Genomic DNA, 18,428 nt, shown 5'->3' on the forward strand with positions numbered 1-18,428 from the left:
GGAGGGCGTCAGATGAGAATAGGATTAATTGGCGGAGGAAATATTGGAAAGTTCCTCCTTCAAAGCATCAATACAGATGGTCTTCTTTCAGATGGTAAAATTGTAGGTATTTATACACGGAATCAGCAAGCAGCCGGGGAGCTTGCTGCTGAGTTTGCAGTAGAAAACTATTCGGATATTCAATCACTTATCCAGTCTAATATTGACCTTGTTGTTGAAGCGGCGACCATTCAAGTGGTGAAAGATTATGCAGCGGCGATCTTAGCAAGTGGTAAAGATTTAGTGTTAACCAGTGTTGGCGCCTTAGCCGATGTAGATTTTTTTCAAAATCTAGAAAGAATATGTCAAGAAAGCAGTACAAAAATTTATTTACCATCGGGTGCCATTGGCGGATTAGATATTCTAAAAGCGGCGAAATCGATCGGTGAACTAGAATCCGTTTCCATTATTACTAGGAAACCGCCACAAGCATTGCCTGGTGCTCCTGCCGACCAAGAACAAGTGATGTTCGAGGGCTCTGCATCTGAAGCGATTGAATTATTCCCAAAGAATATTAATGTGTCGATCATCTTGTCTTTGGCTGGCCTGGGACCAGAGCAAACAGGTGTGAAAATTATTTCTGATCCGACTGCGAGGAAAAATAGTCATTCGATTGAGGCAACAGGGTCTTTCGGAACATTATCACTAAAAGTGGAAAATGATCCGATGCCTAATAATCCCAAAACAAGTTACTTGGCTGCATTAAGTGTGCTGTCCGCATTGAAAAATAAAGATGCGGTCATTAAAGTGGGATAAGTGTTAAAATTATTATATGGAAGAAAACAGGGGAAACCCGATGATTTTTGATCTCATTCTCCTGGAAAAAGTATAGGAAAAATAGTGTTAGGGGGAATAGTTGATGGTTAAAACAAACATAAATCTAGAAGACATGTCGCAAAAAGATGTAGTTGAATACTTAAGTGAATCCGTTCAGCCGGAAATTGGCGCGATTCCTGCCTCTCTATTAGGAGATCCAAAAATCTATGATATTGAACATAAAAAGGTGTTTTTAAAAACATGGCTGTTTGTTGGTCATGAATCAGAAATCCCCAATAAAAATGATTTCATTACAAGAGATGTTGCTGGTTATTCCGTGATTATTACACGAGGCGCTGATGGTGAAATTCGCTGTTTGTATAATATGTGTACCCACCGTGGCATGAAGCTTTGCCGGGCGGATGCCGGAAATAAATCCTCGTTTACTTGTCCGTATCATGGTTTTAATTTTAAAAACAATGGGGATTGTGTTGGCGTACCGCTTCAAAAAGATATTTATGGTGAGGGATTTGATAAATCAGGTTTAGGGCTTCATCAAGTTAGAATCGAAACCTACAAGGGTCTTATGTTCGGTACGTGGAATGACGAGGCTGAACCATTAGAAGATTTCTTAGGCGACTTTAAATGGTATCTCGATATTTTGGCAGGCCGGGCGGAAATGGAAGTATTGGGGCCGCCGCAACGATTTATTATTCATTCGAACTGGAAAATTGGCGCGGATAATTTTGTGGGTGATTCGTATCATACCATGGTTACGCATGGTTCGATTGTCAAATTGGGAATGGTCCCAAGTGCTACCTATTCTAAAAAGGGTTATCAAATTCATACTGACAAGGGGCATGGCTTAAATCTAGGCACACCTAATCCTGATTTTGCCTTTCCAGAGGAACTTAAGGAAGAGTATAAATCTAATTTAACAGAAGAACAGTATGACGTTTTGTCTAATCTAAAAAATATGATCGGCAATATTTTTCCCAATCTATCTTTCTTAATTTCTCATACGAAGGTAAAAGGCCAGTTGATTTCGAATACTTCGGTTCGTCTATGGCGGCCGGTTGGTGTCGATAAAATGGAAGTGATCACTTGGTTTTTAGTGGAGAAAAATGCTTCAGCCGATTGGAAAAGACGTTCTCGTGAGTCGTTTGTTTTGACCTTCAGCCCATCAGGAATCTTTGAACAGGATGACACAGAGGTATTTACCGATATTACTGCTGCAGCCTCCGGGACGATGCCATTAGTGAAGCAGCTGACCTTTAATTATATGATGGGCTTACATCGAAAGCCTGTGGAAGATTTTATTGGCCCGGGTGTCGTTTTTGATGATAAATTCACCGAGGCCAATCAAAGGAACTTTTATCGTTACTGGCTCGATCTCATGACTTCTTAAGGTTTTATTTTTTGAAGAGAGAAAGCGCCTACAAAAAAGATTGGAGGAGTCATGATGAGTTTAGAGAAGATGCTTGCAACCTTTGAATTGGAGCAATGGTTATACCGGGAAGCGAAGTTTCTCGATGATATTGATTTTGATGGCTGGTTTAGTTTGCTGCACCCAGACATTTCTTATCAAATGCCGGTAAGGGTTAATAAGGAAGGGATTGAACGTCCCGATTATTCCTTCGATATGTTTGCTTTTAATGATGACATTGAATTATTGAAAATTCGCGTGGACCGTTTAAAAACAGATTACGCCTGGGCTGAAATCCCGCCGTCTCGTACTCGGAGATCTGTTAATAATGTCCGGCTGCTGGAGTACGTTCCCAATGAAAAGGCGGTTGTAAACAGTTATTTAACCATCTACCGGAGCCGAAGTACCGATATTCATCACGATTTGATTTCAGGGGAACGTCAGGATGAATTCACGTATGTTGACGGGGAATGGAAGCTTTCTAAGCGCGTATTCATTGTAGATCAAACGACTTTAAATACTAGAAATCTGGCTATATTTGTATAGTAGCCAAAGTAGAAAGGAGCACCTTGATGGCTCAGCTTAGTGGGAAATCAATTTATTTGACCGGAGGTGCCTCCGGGATTGGAAGGGCTGTCACCGAGGCATTTGTAAAAGAGGGTGCCGTTGTGACCATCCTTGATCGGTCTGCAGCAGGATTAAATGAGCTCAAACAGCAATATGGTGAACAGGTTCAATGCATTGAAGGCGACGTTACGATATATGAAGATCATGTTCGAGCAGTGGAAACTGCCACAAAAACATATGGAAAATTAGATGTCTTTGTTGCTAACGCAGGTGTATTCGATGGTTTTGCCAAATTTGAAACCGTCACACCGGAAGCCATGTCAGATGCCTATGACCTCCTATTCAATATCAATGTAAAAGGATATTTTAATGGGGCAAAAGCAGCCACTGCGGAACTTAAAAAAACAGCAGGAAATATGATTTTCACTGTCTCAGGTGCAGGGTTCTATCCGGATGGCGGCGGCGTTTGGTATACGGCGAGCAAGCATGCTCAAATTGGACTAATGCGCCAACTGGCGTTTGAATTGGCACCGGAAATCCGGGTGAACGCGGTGGCGCCTGGAGGAACGTTAACAGCATTACATGTCATTCCACCACTGCAGCCTTTTGTAAAAATGGTCGATAATGAGACGAAAGAGAAAAGCATAAAAAAACGGAACCCCCTTCAAATTGCGATGAAGTCTGAAGATCATGTGGGGGCTTATCTCCTTTTAGCTTCGGATCAGGCCCGTGCTATTACAGGTGAAGTGATTTCAAGCGATGGCGGATTAGCTGTTCGCGGGCTTGGTTGATTTGTATCCGAATAACTAATGGAGGTGAATTTAAATGACCGAATCATTGACGAAAAATAAGCCGTTAGCTGGAAATAACGTCATTAACCAAATTGCTTTCGTTGTTCGGGATATTGAGCAAGCTTCAGAAGCATTTGCGAAACTTCTTGGGATACCGAAACCTAATTGGTTCTTAACAGGCGAAAGTGAAGTTTCTAAAGTGGTCTTTCGCGGTCAGCCAAGTGCTTCTCGGAGTAAACTAGTATTTATGAACACGCCGACTGTGCAAATCGAATTGATTGAACCGAACCCGGAACCTGGGACGATGCGTGAATTTTTGGATACTGTTGGGGAAGGAATTCATCATATCGCCTTTGATGTCGATTCTATTAAAGAGAAACTTCCTATTTTTGAGGAGAACGGTTACCCATTGCTGCAGAGCGGTGAATTTACGTCTAGTGATGGAAGATATGTTTATGTGGATACGTTAAAAAGTCATAAGACACTATTGGAACTCCTAGAAAGTGCTGTTCCGAGGGATACGGCCCCTACCACAGATATCTTCACCCCTTTATTAGGAACCAATAAAGTCGAGCAGTTGGCAATTGTCGTAAAAGATCTGGATGCCGCTGCCGAAGCGTATTGCAAGTTATTGGGTGTGGAAAAACCTCCGGTAATTCAATCAGGTCCGAGTGAACTTACTCAGGTTATTTTTGAAGGAAAGCCAACTGAAGCTGACTCGAAATATATGTTTATTAATACCCCATTACTTCAACTTGAATTAATTGAGCCGGGTGATTCACCAAGCACTTGGAAAAAGCACCTCGAAACACAAGGAAAAGGTGTTCATCATATTTCCTTTGTGGTTAATGATATCGAGGAAAAAGTGAAATTGCTGGAGGACCTGGGCTATCCCGTCATCCAAAGAGGTAATTTCAGGAACGGTAAAGGCAGATACGCTTACATGGATACTACATCTACATACAAAGTAATCATCGAATTACTTGAAAGATTTTGATAAGACAAAACGGAGTGCCCATGGACTCTCCGTTTTGTCTTATTTATTTGCCCTGTATTTCATTGTGAAAAATTGTACAATAGGAGTTGGGAAAATACTTAGGTTTCGAAAAACATTAAATTTAGGGGTCATAAAATGGATAGAAAAGAACGGACATTAATTAATTATTACTATGAAAAATTATTGGATAATCGCTTGGATGAGAAGGATGTATACGCCTTTTTAATCCTTATTAGCAATAAGAGCACTGGCAATAGCTGTCTTCAGGAGCTGGCGGGCTTTGTTGTGAGCCGAGGTACGAAGCCCGGAGTTGTCACGGAGTATCTTTGTGAGACAAGAAATAAGTTTGCTAATCTCGGAAAAATGAACACGGCTCTTAAAATCGAAGAGGTATTTTCATTCAAGGAAATAAAAAATGGCATCAATCATGTGCTGGTTGATTGTGGGTTAAAGGGCATATCCAATGAACAAGTTAACGATATTATTATGTGTGTTATCTCGATACTACAGCATGTGAAAATCACTGAAAACGGAAGAGAGATCGGTAGGCTGTTTTTTGCCATCGCTAGTAAACAGGTCATGTTAATGGCTGAAGTGGAGATTGTGCAGAACGGTGGAGGTAAGAAAACAAATGTAGTTTTCCCAGTTCTCACCGCGAAAAACAACTATGCATCGATTAAGAAACAAGATAAATATGACGCTCCTTACTTTTTTGAGGAAAAAGTCATTGAAATTATCAATCAGGACGGAAAGTTAGAGATTAACTTTGTAGGAGCAATGGGGTCTGACCCCCAGTCGACTAAAGTTTAAAACGATAGAGTATGGAAATATAAGGAAACAGAAACATTCCCGAAATGAATGTGGCTGATTCCATTTTTATTTTGTTAACTGGTGTCAGGCACCAACGTCTATAGGGGTTTCAACTATCTGTTGTCCACAAAGCTCAAGCATTGAGGATTAAATGAAATAATGACCTTTACAAAGTTGTTTCATAGGTCTTAAAATTGAACTACATTTAAATTTTTACAATTAGGAATTGTCTGCAAAATAAGGAGGGGTAAGTTTGAATAATGGCATATTAAACAAGTTTCATAGTCTTTCTACCTGGATCTCCAATTTAGCCTATATTAATATTCTTTGGCTGGCGTTTACACTTTTAGGTGGAGTACTATTAGGAATTTTTCCTGCAACCATAGCTATGTTTTTTATTATTAAAAGAATGTTTTTGGAGAAAAGTGATTTTAGTATCATAAAGGAATTTACTATACTCTATAAAAAAGAGTTCAAAAAGAGCAACCTACTATTTTTTCCTTTTATTTTATTAGCTATTATTGTCGCTGCTGATATCCGTTTTATTTCTTCTTTGGATTTTGCATTTAATAGCTTGGTAGTTAAATTATTTTATGTATTGTTGTTTCTATTGGCCATGATTTTCTTATATAGCCTTGTCGTTTATATCTATGGCGCCCGTGGGAAAAAAGAAATTTTTAAGAGTTCTCTATATATATTATTTAATAATCCGATGACCAACCTATATATTTTAACAGGGTTATTATTGCTACATTTCTTGACATTAAAGGTAGCTGGCCTATCCGTATTGTTTTCTGGATCCGTTTTTAGTTTAATCGTTTTAATGATTGTACAAAAAACTGCAAAAAAACTTTATAGTAAGGTATATTGACAGACAATTCGAAATAAATTAAACTAACATCATAGAAAACGATTACATGAAAAGGAAACTTATTTTTATATTTAATCGATTAGATAAGGTCGTAACAAACCTTTTTTATTTCATTATTCATTTAATCGATTAAATAGGATAGCACATATTGGGTCGTCCTTTTTATTTAACCGTTTAGTTAATCGATTAAATAGAGAATCCAACATCTAGATTATTACATATTTATCCTTTTAATTAATCGATTAATTATAAAAAATACAATGATTTAATCGTACGAGGGTTCATTTTAGAATATTATTTAAACGATTAAATCAAAATGGAGCAATATTTTTTTTACAAATTTAGTTAATCGATTAAATAGGAGGTGAGAAAAACTAACTAATTACAATCAAGTTAAGAATACTAAACGAGTAATGTTAGAAACTGAGAATTAATTAGGAGTGTAGTTTTTTGGAAACTAAAAGAGCAAACATAAAGGATGTTGCTAAAAAAGCCAATGTATCAACAGCTACTGTTTCAAATGTAATGAATTCTTCAAGATTTGTGAAAGAAGATACACGAATAAGAGTCCTTCAAGCAATGGAAGAGTTGAATTATACCCCGAGTGCTGTAGCAAAATCATTAAAGGGAAAAGATACGAAAGTGATCGGTTTAATCATTCCGATCCTTCCAAATGATACTTCAGCAGATTTTTTCCTCTCGCTTTCGATTGGTGTTGAAAGTGTCTTAAATAAAGTAGGATACAAATTGGTTATTAGCAATTCTCGTGAAAATATAAATAACGAACTAGAGCAAATCGATATGTTTAACACCCAATTTATTGAGTATATTGATGGATTAATCATTGCTCCTACTTCTAACCTTGGTAATGAAACTAACGAAGCATTTAATAGATATCCAGCGGTTTATGTCGATCGCAAACCGAACTCAACGAAAAAAGTAGATACAGTATATTCTAATAACTATTCTGTTACCTATGAAGCAATTGAAATGATGGTTAAGAAGAAAAGAAGAAAAATTGCCTTCTTTTCTGGTCCAATCGATGTTTCAAGTACAATTGAGCGTTTTGAGGCATATAAAGATGTCCTTAGAAGGTACCAGATTGAACTGAATGAAGAGCTAATATTTGTAGGGGAGTCCTCCTTTGATGAAGGATATCAAATGGCAAAAGAACTTTTTTCTACACAAGAAGTTGATGGCATTATAGCAGTCAATAATGTTATTGCTATGGGAGTTTACAAGGTACTAAAAGAAAAGAATATCCAAATCCCAGAAGAGGTATCGTTCATTGCTTATGATGATTTTAATTGGATGGAGCTAACAGAGCCATCTATTACCACCATAAGACAACCATCATTTGAGATGGGGCAGACCGCAGCAAGGCTTCTTTTAGAGAGGCTGGAGGATCACACAAAAGAGGCAGAAGAAATTTGTATAGAATCGACAATCGTTCTTAGAAATTCCTTATAGGGTTAATAACTAAACCTAAAAAATGGGCGGAGGTTCAGCATGAAAAAATTTAAAATTTTATTAAGTTTGGTAATGCTTATTGGTTTGATTCTAGCTGGTTGTGGGAAAAAAGAATCTGCAACATCTGCAGATGGTAAAACAACTATAGATTTTGCGATTCATGTAGCGAATCCAAAAGAACAAGAGCCTGCTTTTTATAAAGTAATTGAAAAATTCCAGGAGGAAAACCCAGATATTAAAGTTAACCTTATTGGGAAAGAGCAACAAGAACATGTGAAAGGTATTAAAATGCAATCTCAATCGGATAAACTCCCGGATGTTTTCTGGATGCTGCCAGCTTCAGCAGCTGAGTTAGAGAAGGCTGGTATGTTAATGGACTTAACAGGATTTCTTGATGATAATCCAGATATTAAGAGTTCACTAAAACCAAACATGATCAAATCCTTTAACAAGGATGGCCGTCAGTACGGCTTACCATATCAACCACTGATCACGGGCCTATTCTATAACAAAGCACTTTTCGATAAGTTCGGGGTAAAGATTCCTGAAACCTTTGAGGATTTAGCAGAAGCAACAAAAGTATTTGAAAAGAACGGTATTACCACGATTTCAAAAGGTGCTAAAGATGATTACTCTGTATGGGCCTTTTTAACAATGCTTTCAAGATATGGGTACTTTGACAAAATCGATAAAATTCTTGCAGGAAAAGAAAGCTATAACAACACAGACTTTGTCAACTACTACAAAAAAATCGGTGAGTTACAGAAGTTAGGTGCGTTTCCTAAAAACGTTACTACACAAACCTATTTCCAAGCCGTTGAGCAATTTTTAGCGGGCAAAGCAGCAATGTTGGATTCTGGTATGTGGGATGTTCAAAAAATTGAACAAAGCCCTATTGGAAAAGATGTAGGTTTTTGGTGGGGACCAACCTTTACTGATGGCGTAGGCGACCAAAAAGTAAGTTCAGTTGTACCTTCTGCTCCGTTGCTGGTTAGTAAAAAAGCAGGAGAGAACAAAGCGAAGAAAGAAGCTGTCTTGAAATTGTTGAAGTTCTACTATGGTGAAAAGGGTACTCAAATTATGGTAGATAACCAAGTAGCCCCAATGACGAATGCCACGGTGAATGTAGATGAAGCTGCACATCCATTGTTTAAAAAGTTAGTTGATCAAGTACAGCTTGAAGGCTGGAACAGTCAACAAAACCAACCTGACCTTGTGGTTCCTGAAGCAATCGGAAGTGCCATGTACGACAGTATTTATGGTGTAATTAATGGAACTTACACCCCAGAGCAAGCGGCAAAAGTTGTGGATGAAAAAATTTCGGCAATTAAATAATTATTAGTAATTGGCTAATGTAATAGATTTGTTTATTGCATTAGCCAACTCATAAAGTAGGTGGAAAAATGCGATGGTTTAGTAATAATAAAAACAAAATAATCCTGCTATTACCAACAATTCTAGTCTATTTAATGTACATTATGATGCCAATAGTAATTGCAACTTATTACAGTTTTACAAGTTTTACAGGTATTGGTGTACCCCAGTTTGTGGGACTGTCTAACTATCAGCGATTATTCAATGATCCAATATTTATAATCGCGCTTAAGAATACCTTTATCGTCCTATTGGTTACCATAGTTATTCTAATCCCCGGTGCATTTTTGCTATCACTATTACTAAATAAGAAAATGAAGGGTGTAGGTGCATTACGAGCTATAAACTATTCTCCTTCTATCATAGCGCCAATCATGGTTGGGTTAATTTGGGTATTTATTTTAGATCCTCAAATTGGCTTGGTGAATACCTTCTTAGGAAAAATTGGTCTCGAGTCCCTTACTTTTGAGTGGATTGGCGGCGATACCTTAACTCCATTTTCAGTTGCCATTGTCCAAAGTTGGCAAAGTTTAGGGTATATTGCCACGATATTTTTAGCGGGATTAACTTTAATTCCAGCAGAACTCTATGAAGCTGCTGAAATGGACGGGGCAAGTAAATTCAAGCAATTGGTAAACATCACCATCCCTTTGCTTAATGAAACGTTTAAATTAAACACTATATTAGTTATTACCCTTTGTTTTAAAATCTTTGAAACCGTGCTCCAATTAACCAATGGTGGACCAAATCACTTGTCAGATGTATTGGTAACGTTTATGTACAGTACCACCTTTACTTCAGGGGAGTATGGTTATGGGATGTCGATAGCAGTAATATCATTACTCGCGACGATTCTATTTGCAGGTGTTTTCCTTGGAATCTTTACAGTAGGTAAAAGACTAAGTAATAAGGAAGGGGTGTGAGAAGGATGAAGTCAGAAGATACCTATATTGCTCCAATGAAGCCAACGGTGTCACAAGACACTTCGATTGAATCATTGACTCGTAAAGAATCTAGATTGAATAAGCTTTCCAGCATCCTTACTTATGCAGTCACATTACTTGTAATGGTTCCTTTTATTTGGATGATTATCTTATCCTTTCAAGATAACCAGACGATCCTTACAAACCCATTTTCATTACCTAATAGTATAAACTTCGATAACTATAAGCGGGCCTTTGAAACCTTAGATATGGGCTTGCTATATAAGAATACCTTTATTATTGCAGTTGTATCGGTATTCCTCGAAATGATCATTACCTTTATGAGCTCATATGCCATTAGTAGATTAATATATAAACGTGAGAAATTAAAAAATGGCTTATACTATTTTCTTATTATCGGGCTTGCCATTCCGCCGTTTATCTTATTGTTCCCAATCTATCGAATTACGATTTCGCTAGGAATTGAAAATACGTATCTATCACTTATTTTACCGTATATTGCTACATCGATTTCATTTAATACGCTTTTGTTTACTGGTTTCCTAAAGGATTTCCCGGCCGAAATTGAAGAAGCAGCAGTTATTGATGGCTGTAACTTATTTACACTTTGTACAAAAGTGGTATTCCCAGTTATTAAGCCAGTGGTAATGACTATCTTTATCTTTAACATTCTTTACATTTGGAATGAATTCCCGTTTGCGGTCACGCTTATTAGTGATCCTGACCATATGACCATTCCGCTTGCGATATCTGAATTTAAAGGAAGATACAACATTGATTACGGTGGAATTGTATCAGCAAGCTTACTATTTATTATTCCACAATTAGTGTTTTATGGAGTTTTCCAAAAACACATTATTAAGGGTATGACTGCTGGAGCAGTTAAAGGATAAAAAAACAATGATATGGAGGCAACTTTATTATGAAAACTTCTAACGGACTTATGCAAAATTTAACTAGACATACAGATGTGAGATCATCAAGGGTTTCAAGTTCTGACCAATCAGGAAGAAACCAAGATTATTGGCTGATTCCACCAAACGAGTCAGTAGTATTAGGAGAAATCGAAGGACCAGGCTGCTTAACACACTTTTGGATGACATCTTTCTGCAGAAAAATTATGGGGCCAAGTATCGTGGATCCAGTTTTAGGCAGTAATGTAGCACCAGTAAATGAAATCCACAATGCGCTAGGTGTTACGTGGGAAGAACAAGACCCATTTTATTACAGAAAAGCATTGATTAAAATTACTTGGGATGATCAAGATACACCAAGCGTTTTGGCGCCATTTGGAGATTTTTTCTGTGTGGGACATTCGTTACCAGGTAATTTTCAATCCGTACCATTCAATGTTTCTGTTAAACCAGAGGAAGCAAATAAGTTTGGTGCGCCCGCTGCCTTAAACTGCTATTTCCCAATGCCATTTAACAAAAAGGCGAAAATTGAAATCGTGAACGAAAACTCATTACCATTTGGTCTGTATTTCTATATCGATTATGAGCTATATAAAGAAGAGTTGCCTAAAGATACTGTCTACTTCCATGCGAACTGGCATCGTGAAAATCCTTGTGAAGGCTGGGGAAATGACCTTCAAGTAAATAGCCCTGCTGTCCAGAGTGTATCAAATTTAACAGGTGAAGATAACTATGTGATTTTAGAAACAGAAGGTAAGGGGCATTATGTGGGTTGTAACTTATCAGTAAATCACTTCCAGGGAAGTTGGTGGGGTGAAGGTGATGATATGATCTTCATCGACGGTGAAAAAGAACCTAGCATTGATGGAACAGGTACTGAGGATTACTTTGGACACGCATGGGGAATGCAAAAGAATGCATTCTTGTATAACGGATCGATTATTCATGAGAGTGACAAACCCGGTTACCAGGTTTCCTATAGATTCCACATCGCAGATCCCATTCATTTCTCTGAAAGCATTAAGGTTACAATAGAGCATGGACATGCAAATCACTTGTCAGATGACTGGTCGTCAACTGCTTATTGGTATCAGACGTTACCATCGCCAAAGCTTGATATCCTTCCAGTGGAAGATAGATTACCGCATGTTGCCCAAATGCCAGTTGTGAAACAAAAGGCTAAGAAAGAACTAAATGAAGAGCAGCAAAAAGCATTTGAATCAGCAAAAGAAAGAGAAGCATTCTATGTGGAAGAGAAGAAGAAACAAATGGAAATTAAATACAACAAAACAAGAGAATCTTCTATTGGAAATAAAGAGCATGCTCAACGTGTAAAAGAAAGCCTTAAGGGTAAATGGAATTAAGATTAATAAAATTCGGGATAAATGTTTCTATCAATCTATATATCAGCTTATATTAAATGGAAATAGGTGATATTTATGAATCGTATAAATACGAAACACTTAGAGGCTCTTGAAAGAGCAAACCAAGAAATTGACGCCAAGAAAGCTAGTATTGCGAAAAGTCGATATAGATTACACTATCACTTTATGGCACCGACTGGCTGGATTAATGACCCGAACGGATTAGTGCAATATAAGGGTGAATATCATCTATTCTATCAATTCTATCCCTACGCTTCTTGCTGGGGGCCAATGCACTGGGGACATGCAAAAAGTAAGGACCTCGTACATTGGGAGCACTTACCGGTTGCCTTGGCGCCATCAGAGTCCTACGACTCTGGTGACGTCACTGGGTATGGCTGTTTCTCTGGTAGTGCAGTCGTAGACGGAGATAAATTGGTGCTAATTTATACTGGGCATGTAGATGGCAACCTGCCACAACAGGTTCAAAATATTGCCACAAGTAACGATGGAATATCTTTTGAAAAATATAGACAAAACCCTGTTGTGGATAACTTCCCAGTCGATGGTACGCATGATTTTCGAGATCCAAAAGTTTGGCAGCATGATGGCAAATGGTACATGGTTGTAGGAACGAAGAAAGAGGGAAAAGGGAAAGCAGTACTCTACGTTTCGGATGATTTAAAGGATTGGACATATAAAGGAGTAGCTGCAGAAAGTGATGGCTCTCAAGGAGATATGTGGGAGTGTCCAGATCTTTTTCCAATCAACCAGACGCATGTCTTAATTGTTTCGCCAATGTATGGGACGCAAAACGAAAGGCCTTTTTATGTGATTGGTAATATGGACTATGACCAAGGCATTTTTACTCAGGGTGTGAGCAGGACATTAGATTATGGGTTCGACTTCTATGCCCCTCAGACTTTGGTTGATGAAAAAGGGCGTCGTATCATGATTGGTTGGATGGAAAAATGGTTAACAAAAATGCCTTCTCAAGAGTTCGGCTGGGCTGGGGCGATGACGATTCCAAGAGAACTTGTCTTGGAAGGAAATATTCTAAAGCAAAAGCCAGTTTCAGAGCTTGCAGAATTAAGATTCGACTACAAGAAACTAGATGCGCTTGAAGTTACAGAAAAAGTGACAGTATATGAACAACTAGAATCCGTTTCAGAGATCAGTCTCGATATTAACCTCAACGAGACAGAGGCTTCCTTATTTGGGATTCAATTAAGATGTTCAGCGGATGGAAAAGAAAAAACAGAAATTCTCCTCGATTTGGAAAATAAAGAGATAGTCATGGACCGGGAGCACTCGGGCTGCGGTGAAAAAGGAATTAGCAAAGCACCACTGATAATGAAGCATGATGGCACCCTGAATCTCCGGATTTTTATGGATACTACATCTATTGAGCTATTTGTTAATGAGGGGGAGCAGGTCATTACTAATCGAATCTTCCCGGAGGAGACTAGCAAGCAGTTTAACCTTTTTACAAAGGGCGGCAAGGTTTCTGTAAATAGTATTGAATCATGGAAGTTAGATTCTGTGTGGAATTAAATACTTCTTTTTGAAATAAAGATAGGGCTCTAATCGAATATATATGATTAGAGCTTTGTTTTTGAACAAAAACAGATATTGAAGGATCTAATAGCACAACATTTCATTCGCGAGTGCTTTTTTAATATTATTAATTTTTTAAAAGGACGGTTGAGAGTAAATGACTTTAAATTCATCTGTGGCTTGTATTGGAGAATTGTTAATCAACTTTTTTTGTACAGATGTTGATACTGATTTAGTTGATGGTCAACATTTTGATAAACAGGCTGGGGGAGCTCCTGCAAATGTTTGCGCTACTATTTCCAGATTAGGATATGATTGCCTTCAGCAATCGTGTAGGTGCGTTTGTTTGTACGAAAGTGGGTGCTATTTCGGCAATACCGACCCTTGAGGAAACAGTGAAGACCTGTTAAATGCTATTATTTAAACGATTATGTAAAATAAGGAAGTGATGAATGGGTAAGAATATTAAAAGTGAAAGGGGAATGAGTATGGAGTTAACAATTAATTGGAAAGAGAAAATGGCGTTTACTGGGGTTACTCCTTCCGGACATGAATTTACGATGGATGCAGCACCGGAAGTCGGAGGAGAGAATTCAGGACCAAGACCGACGGAACTGCTGCTACAGGCAGTGGCAGGTTGTACAGGGATAGATATTATTTCGATCATGAATAAAATGCGCCTCGAGCCATCCGCTTTTCATATGGATGTTAAAGGCGAACGTGCCGAAGATCATCCTAAGCGCTTTACAACGATTAACATTCATTATGCGTTAGAAGGAGAATTGCCTGAAGATAAAGTGATTCGGGCGATTCAATTATCGAAAGACAAATACTGTTCCGTCTCCCATTCCTTGAACTCAGAAATATCCGTCAGCTACTCTATTAATGGGGTAAATGGTGAAAAAACAATATAACATTGAAAGAAGTAACAACCAACTGGTGTTACTTCTTATTTATATGCTTTGTAAAAAAGTTTATTGAGGTTTGGGGTCACGTAGAAAGGTTCTACGTGACCGAAACCAAGGAATAACAGAGAGTGGGGTCACGTAGGGAGGTTCTACGTGACCGAAACCAAGGAATAACAGAGAGTGGGGTAACGTAGAAAGGTTCTACGTGACCCAAACCAAGGAATAACAGAGAGTGGGGTCACGTAGAAAGGTTCTACGTGACCCAAACCAAGGAATAACAGAGAGTGGGGTCACGCAGGGAGGTTCTACGTGCCCGAAACCAAGGAATATCAGATGGTACAGTCACATAGAAAGGTTCTACGTGCCCGAAACACAGGAATATCAGATGGTACAGTCACGTAGAAAGGTCCTACGTGCCCGAAGCCAAGTGATATCAAAGAGTACAGTCACATAGAAAGGTTCTACGTGCCCGAAGCCAAGGAATATCAAAGAGTACAGTAACGTAGAATGGTCCTACGTGACCGAAGCCCAGGAATATCAGATGGTACAGTCACGTAGAAAGGTTCTACGTGCCCGAAGCCAAGGAATATCAAAGAGTACAGTAACGTAGAATGGTCCTACGTGACCGAAGCCCAGGAATATCAGATGGTACAGTCACGTAGAATGGTTCTACGTGCCCGAAGCCAAGGAATATCAAAGAGTACAGTAACGTAGAAAGGTTCTACGTGCCCGAAACCAAGGAATATCAAAGATTACGGTCACGTAACACAAATGGCCTTTCGACGACTAAATCGTTCTCTTATTACCATCCATAACCTACATCAATTATTCTCCGTCATTAACATATATCGTAATATCGCGGCGAGGCCCGCACCATGCTTGAACTCCCCGTTTATAATTAAGGTCATTACTTCTTCCATAGTTAGCTTATGTAACTCAATTTGTTCACTGCTTTCCAATCGTTGCTTTGTAGCGATGAGGCCTGTTGCTGCAAATAAATAGATTTCCTCGCTTGTTGAACCAGGAGAAGGATAAAAGCTTCCTAAATCCAGCCAATATTCCGCTTTATTGCCTGTTTCCTCCTCAAGCTCTCTTTTGGCGGTTTCTAGTGGAGCATCACTTTCTTTGTCAATCATCCCGGCAGGCAGTTCCCATTGCCAACTCTTTATCGCATGTCGATATTGTTTTATACAGATGATCTCTTTATCCGCCGTGATTGGCAGGATACATACGCCCTTTGCAAAATCTAAATAGGAGAAGTTCTTTTCCTCTCCATTTGGGACAATGACCTTTTCTATAATCACCCCAAAGCGATCTACCTGTTCTTTAATGGAACTACTAATCTTCCAAACCATCCGCATTCACCTCTACATTTCATTATCTTTAAACTATTTTACATGGATTGTGGCTGATTGACTAATTATACCTGACGGGGATATTTATCCCATAATTTGCAAACGATAAACGAAGACGTACATTTTTAAAGGAGAAGAACTTACTATTGAATCAAATACCTCCGTTTCGTAGACAAAGGTCGTATTTATCCCAATTTTCAACAGGACAGCTGCATTTAAAAAACCCATGGATTTCAGCCTTTTTTTCCTTTTCCTATCCAGGGTTTGGGCATATCATGCAGCATCGTTACGCGGCCGGGTATATTCTCATTCTCTGGGAGACATTTATTAATGATCGGGCAAAAGTAAACCTCGGAATTTTATATACCTTATTGGGTGAATTTGAAAAAGCAAAAGAAGTATTGGATAATGGGTGGTTAATTCTCTATCTGGCTATTTATATGTTTGGAATTTGGGATAGTTATCGGACAACCGTTGATTTAAACAAGCAGTATATATTAGCTGACCGAGAGGACGCTCAGGTCTTGATCATGCAAATGGGATTATTTGATGTCAATTACTTGGATAAACGAAAACCGTCAATAGCACTCATCTGGTCAGCCTTATTTCCTGGTTTAGGTCATCTGTATCTCCATCATGTTATTACAGGATTCTTTATATTTGTTTATGCGGTAGCCATATGTTATTTGGGGCATATTCCCAAAGCGATTAACTACTCAATGGTGGGAGAGTTTACAAAGGCTATAAATGAACTAAATATGCAATGGACCATTTATTTCCCTTCTATTTATTTTTTTATCATTTACGATTCTTATGTTTTAACGATTGAACACAACAAACTGTTTGAAAAAGAAATGTCCAAATATTTGCGGCGAAAATATCAAAGTAAAGATTTCATTTACCCTTTGTAGAAAGTGAGTGTGTGTCCATTGTTTGTCATTGTCACTTTCGAGAATAGCATTTTTATTGAGTTAGCTATCACAGCCTTGGAACAAAACGGAATTTCAAATGATAAGATATTAGCGGCCCCTCTCGATAAAAGATCTGAACCGCGAAAATTATTTGATACGATTCATCGGGCGGACGGGTTGAGTCTTTTTGATGCTGCCGCCATGTTAGGAACCTGTTTCATGCTACTTGGGGCCATTTACGGCTATGTATTAAAATGGGGTCCGATTATATGGGGAATTATTGGGGCAGTGAGCGGTTTGCTACTAGGATTTTTGATTAAATTGTTACTTGTGAAAAAAAGTAAAGGTGGAGCAAAAAACATTAGATCAGAAATAGTCCTCATGATTCGTTGTGAAGAACATCAATGGGAGTCTGTAGAAAAAATCATCTGGGAAAATAATGCACTTGGGATGACAAGAATAAAGGGGGGCTGACCCTCGCTCTGTTATAAGTTCCATGCGTTAAAGTATGTAAAAAGACGAGAGGAAAAATCTCGTCTTTTTTTGGTGTCAGGCACCAAGTGTTCGCCGCTAAACGGGCTTCCGCTTTTCTAGGCACCGAGTGTTTCATTTACTTGAGCCCCGAGCTTTTGGATTTGCACGATAATGGTTGTGATTTCTTGTACGGGTTGAAGTAGTTTGCTGTTATCGAGGGTTGATGGGTTAAGTTTGCCGTCTTTGAGATCCTTTAAGTAGAGGTCAATTTGTTGAATTAAGAGGTTATTTTGTTCAATAATTTCCTGATGAAATCCCTTTACCGTTTCCGGGACATCAAGAGTATTAAAGGATTGTATCTCATTTTTCATCTGTTGGAGTTGTGCCGTGAGTTCATCTGCTTCTGCTTGGTTATCTACAACCTGTTTGATAAGTGGAGGAGTTTCAGCGGCAAAATTGTCTAGGGTTACTGCGTAGCTTGTGGCTTCCTTTACATAATCAAGCGTGTCAGCCGCCGTGTTTAAATAAGAACACCCACTCAGGAGCAGCAATAGACTGGCAGAAAAAACAGTCAACCACCTTTTCATCTAAAAACCTCCGTTTCACCATAAGTATTATAGAAGAAACAGTTTTTTACGCTCTTCTTATTTATGTATTCAGATACAAAAATAATATTCATTCAAGTGCTTGTAGAACAGGATGCTATTTCTGAAATTCATCATCTTATTGACTTTATATATCTTTGTGTCCAAAAAATGAACTTTTTTCCTTGGCAGAATGCAGTATTCGGCATATTCCGAGTGTCACTATAAAATTAAATGTCATAAACATTATGAAGATAGTAAAAAGTGTCGATATTTGATGATGAAAACTATTTTATTGTATTCGCTTTCAATTGGT

The 18,428-nt window shown here is 38.3% G+C and carries 18 protein-coding genes and 1 pseudogene; 17 read left to right on the top strand and 2 right to left on the bottom strand.

What is annotated here, in order from left to right; translation table 11 throughout:
• The first annotated feature begins 12 nt into the window (after nucleotides 1-12).
• The 15 genes and pseudogenes from nadX to J7E77_RS25920 all read left to right on the top strand — a co-directional run bounded on the left by nadX (nucleotide 13) and on the right by J7E77_RS25920 (nucleotide 14,794).
• Complete coding sequence (gene nadX / locus J7E77_RS25850; RefSeq protein ID WP_214717852.1) at nucleotides 13-795, top strand: aspartate dehydrogenase; 783 nt, start codon at nucleotides 13-15, stop codon at nucleotides 793-795.
• A gap of 103 nt (nucleotides 796-898) precedes the next feature.
• Nucleotides 899-2,203, top strand: coding sequence for an aromatic ring-hydroxylating oxygenase subunit alpha (locus J7E77_RS25855; RefSeq protein WP_214717856.1), 1,305 nt, complete (start codon nucleotides 899-901; stop codon nucleotides 2,201-2,203).
• Nucleotides 2,204-2,257: 54 nt separating this feature from the next.
• Entirely contained in the window at nucleotides 2,258-2,767 is a 510-nt protein-coding gene (locus J7E77_RS25860) for an aromatic-ring-hydroxylating dioxygenase subunit beta (protein ID WP_214717859.1), read from the top strand.
• Nucleotides 2,768-2,793: 26 nt separating this feature from the next.
• Complete coding sequence (locus J7E77_RS25865; protein ID WP_214717861.1) at nucleotides 2,794-3,579, top strand: SDR family NAD(P)-dependent oxidoreductase; 786 nt, start codon at nucleotides 2,794-2,796, stop codon at nucleotides 3,577-3,579.
• Nucleotides 3,580-3,613: 34 nt separating this feature from the next.
• Nucleotides 3,614-4,576 carry a VOC family protein gene (locus tag J7E77_RS25870; protein ID WP_214717865.1) on the top strand — a complete coding sequence of 321 codons (963 nt, stop codon included), beginning with the start codon at nucleotides 3,614-3,616 and terminating at the stop codon, nucleotides 4,574-4,576.
• Nucleotides 4,577-4,711: 135 nt separating this feature from the next.
• Nucleotides 4,712-5,386: a hypothetical protein gene (locus J7E77_RS25875; RefSeq protein WP_214717867.1), complete on the top strand. Its 675-nt coding sequence runs from the start codon at nucleotides 4,712-4,714 to the stop codon at nucleotides 5,384-5,386.
• A 253-nt stretch (nucleotides 5,387-5,639) separates the two neighbouring features.
• Complete coding sequence (locus tag J7E77_RS25880) at nucleotides 5,640-6,257, top strand: YesL family protein (RefSeq protein ID WP_214717869.1); 618 nt, start codon at nucleotides 5,640-5,642, stop codon at nucleotides 6,255-6,257.
• Between the two features lie 450 nt (nucleotides 6,258-6,707).
• Nucleotides 6,708-7,727, top strand: coding sequence for a LacI family DNA-binding transcriptional regulator (locus J7E77_RS25885; RefSeq protein WP_214717871.1), 1,020 nt, complete (start codon nucleotides 6,708-6,710; stop codon nucleotides 7,725-7,727).
• A gap of 39 nt (nucleotides 7,728-7,766) precedes the next feature.
• Nucleotides 7,767-9,062: an ABC transporter substrate-binding protein gene (locus J7E77_RS25890; protein ID WP_214717873.1), complete on the top strand. Its 1,296-nt coding sequence runs from the start codon at nucleotides 7,767-7,769 to the stop codon at nucleotides 9,060-9,062.
• 68 nt (nucleotides 9,063-9,130) lie between these two features.
• Nucleotides 9,131-10,024: a carbohydrate ABC transporter permease gene (locus J7E77_RS25895; protein WP_214717874.1), complete on the top strand. Its 894-nt coding sequence runs from the start codon at nucleotides 9,131-9,133 to the stop codon at nucleotides 10,022-10,024.
• A 5-nt stretch (nucleotides 10,025-10,029) separates the two neighbouring features.
• Nucleotides 10,030-10,938, top strand: coding sequence for a carbohydrate ABC transporter permease (locus J7E77_RS25900; protein ID WP_251028186.1), 909 nt, complete (start codon nucleotides 10,030-10,032; stop codon nucleotides 10,936-10,938).
• 29 nt (nucleotides 10,939-10,967) lie between these two features.
• A complete protein-coding gene (locus tag J7E77_RS25905) occupies nucleotides 10,968-12,323 on the top strand; it encodes a glycoside hydrolase family 172 protein (RefSeq protein WP_214717875.1) in 1,356 nt (451 codons plus the stop codon).
• A gap of 75 nt (nucleotides 12,324-12,398) precedes the next feature.
• On the top strand, nucleotides 12,399-13,877 hold the full coding sequence (locus J7E77_RS25910; RefSeq protein WP_214717879.1) for a glycoside hydrolase family 32 protein: 1,479 nt from the start codon (nucleotides 12,399-12,401) through the stop codon (nucleotides 13,875-13,877).
• Nucleotides 13,878-14,037: 160 nt separating this feature from the next.
• Nucleotides 14,038-14,218, top strand: a pseudogene (locus J7E77_RS25915) (PfkB family carbohydrate kinase); the annotation flags it as partial.
• Between the two features lie 150 nt (nucleotides 14,219-14,368).
• Nucleotides 14,369-14,794: an OsmC family protein gene (locus tag J7E77_RS25920; protein ID WP_214717944.1), complete on the top strand. Its 426-nt coding sequence runs from the start codon at nucleotides 14,369-14,371 to the stop codon at nucleotides 14,792-14,794.
• 815 nt (nucleotides 14,795-15,609) lie between these two features.
• Here the strand turns inward: J7E77_RS25920 and J7E77_RS25925 are convergent.
• Nucleotides 15,610-16,143, bottom strand: coding sequence for an NUDIX hydrolase (locus tag J7E77_RS25925; RefSeq protein ID WP_214717884.1), 534 nt, complete (start codon nucleotides 16,141-16,143; stop codon nucleotides 15,610-15,612).
• Nucleotides 16,144-16,289: 146 nt separating this feature from the next.
• Here J7E77_RS25925 and J7E77_RS25930 point away from each other — a divergent pair, with 146 nt between their 5' ends.
• Both J7E77_RS25930 and J7E77_RS25935 read left to right on the top strand, forming a co-directional pair.
• The gene (locus J7E77_RS25930; RefSeq protein ID WP_214717885.1) at nucleotides 16,290-17,054 is read left to right on the top strand and encodes a hypothetical protein; all 765 of its coding nucleotides are present in this window, start codon (nucleotides 16,290-16,292) and stop codon (nucleotides 17,052-17,054) included.
• Nucleotides 17,055-17,072: 18 nt separating this feature from the next.
• On the top strand, nucleotides 17,073-17,528 hold the full coding sequence (locus tag J7E77_RS25935; RefSeq protein ID WP_214717888.1) for a hypothetical protein: 456 nt from the start codon (nucleotides 17,073-17,075) through the stop codon (nucleotides 17,526-17,528).
• A gap of 116 nt (nucleotides 17,529-17,644) precedes the next feature.
• Here J7E77_RS25935 and J7E77_RS25940 read toward each other — a convergent pair whose 3' ends face one another.
• The gene (locus J7E77_RS25940; RefSeq protein WP_214717895.1) at nucleotides 17,645-18,115 is read right to left on the bottom strand and encodes a DUF6376 family protein; all 471 of its coding nucleotides are present in this window, start codon (nucleotides 18,113-18,115) and stop codon (nucleotides 17,645-17,647) included.
• Nucleotides 18,116-18,428: the final 313 nt, after the last annotated feature.

The sequence above is a fragment of the Bacillus sp. ISL-77 genome (genome assembly GCF_018613105.1).

Excerpts from the sequence above, each read along its gene's own strand:
- nadX (WP_214717852.1), top strand. The coding sequence starts at position 13 with ATGAGAATAGGATTAATTGGCGGAGGAAATATTGGAAAGTTCCTCCTT.
- J7E77_RS25855 (WP_214717856.1), top strand. The coding sequence starts at position 899 with ATGGTTAAAACAAACATAAATCTAGAAGACATGTCGCAAAAAGATGTA.
- J7E77_RS25860 (WP_214717859.1), top strand. The coding sequence starts at position 2,258 with ATGAGTTTAGAGAAGATGCTTGCAACCTTTGAATTGGAGCAATGGTTA.
- J7E77_RS25865 (WP_214717861.1), top strand. The coding sequence starts at position 2,794 with ATGGCTCAGCTTAGTGGGAAATCAATTTATTTGACCGGAGGTGCCTCC.
- J7E77_RS25870 (WP_214717865.1), top strand. The coding sequence starts at position 3,614 with ATGACCGAATCATTGACGAAAAATAAGCCGTTAGCTGGAAATAACGTC.
- J7E77_RS25875 (WP_214717867.1), top strand. The coding sequence starts at position 4,712 with ATGGATAGAAAAGAACGGACATTAATTAATTATTACTATGAAAAATTA.
- J7E77_RS25890 (WP_214717873.1), top strand. The coding sequence starts at position 7,767 with ATGAAAAAATTTAAAATTTTATTAAGTTTGGTAATGCTTATTGGTTTG.
- J7E77_RS25895 (WP_214717874.1), top strand. The coding sequence starts at position 9,131 with ATGCGATGGTTTAGTAATAATAAAAACAAAATAATCCTGCTATTACCA.
- J7E77_RS25900 (WP_251028186.1), top strand. The coding sequence starts at position 10,030 with ATGAAGTCAGAAGATACCTATATTGCTCCAATGAAGCCAACGGTGTCA.
- J7E77_RS25905 (WP_214717875.1), top strand. The coding sequence starts at position 10,968 with ATGAAAACTTCTAACGGACTTATGCAAAATTTAACTAGACATACAGAT.
- J7E77_RS25910 (WP_214717879.1), top strand. The coding sequence starts at position 12,399 with ATGAATCGTATAAATACGAAACACTTAGAGGCTCTTGAAAGAGCAAAC.
- J7E77_RS25920 (WP_214717944.1), top strand. The coding sequence starts at position 14,369 with ATGGAGTTAACAATTAATTGGAAAGAGAAAATGGCGTTTACTGGGGTT.
- J7E77_RS25925 (WP_214717884.1), bottom strand. The coding sequence starts at position 16,143 with ATGGTTTGGAAGATTAGTAGTTCCATTAAAGAACAGGTAGATCGCTTT.
- J7E77_RS25940 (WP_214717895.1), bottom strand. The coding sequence starts at position 18,115 with ATGAAAAGGTGGTTGACTGTTTTTTCTGCCAGTCTATTGCTGCTCCTG.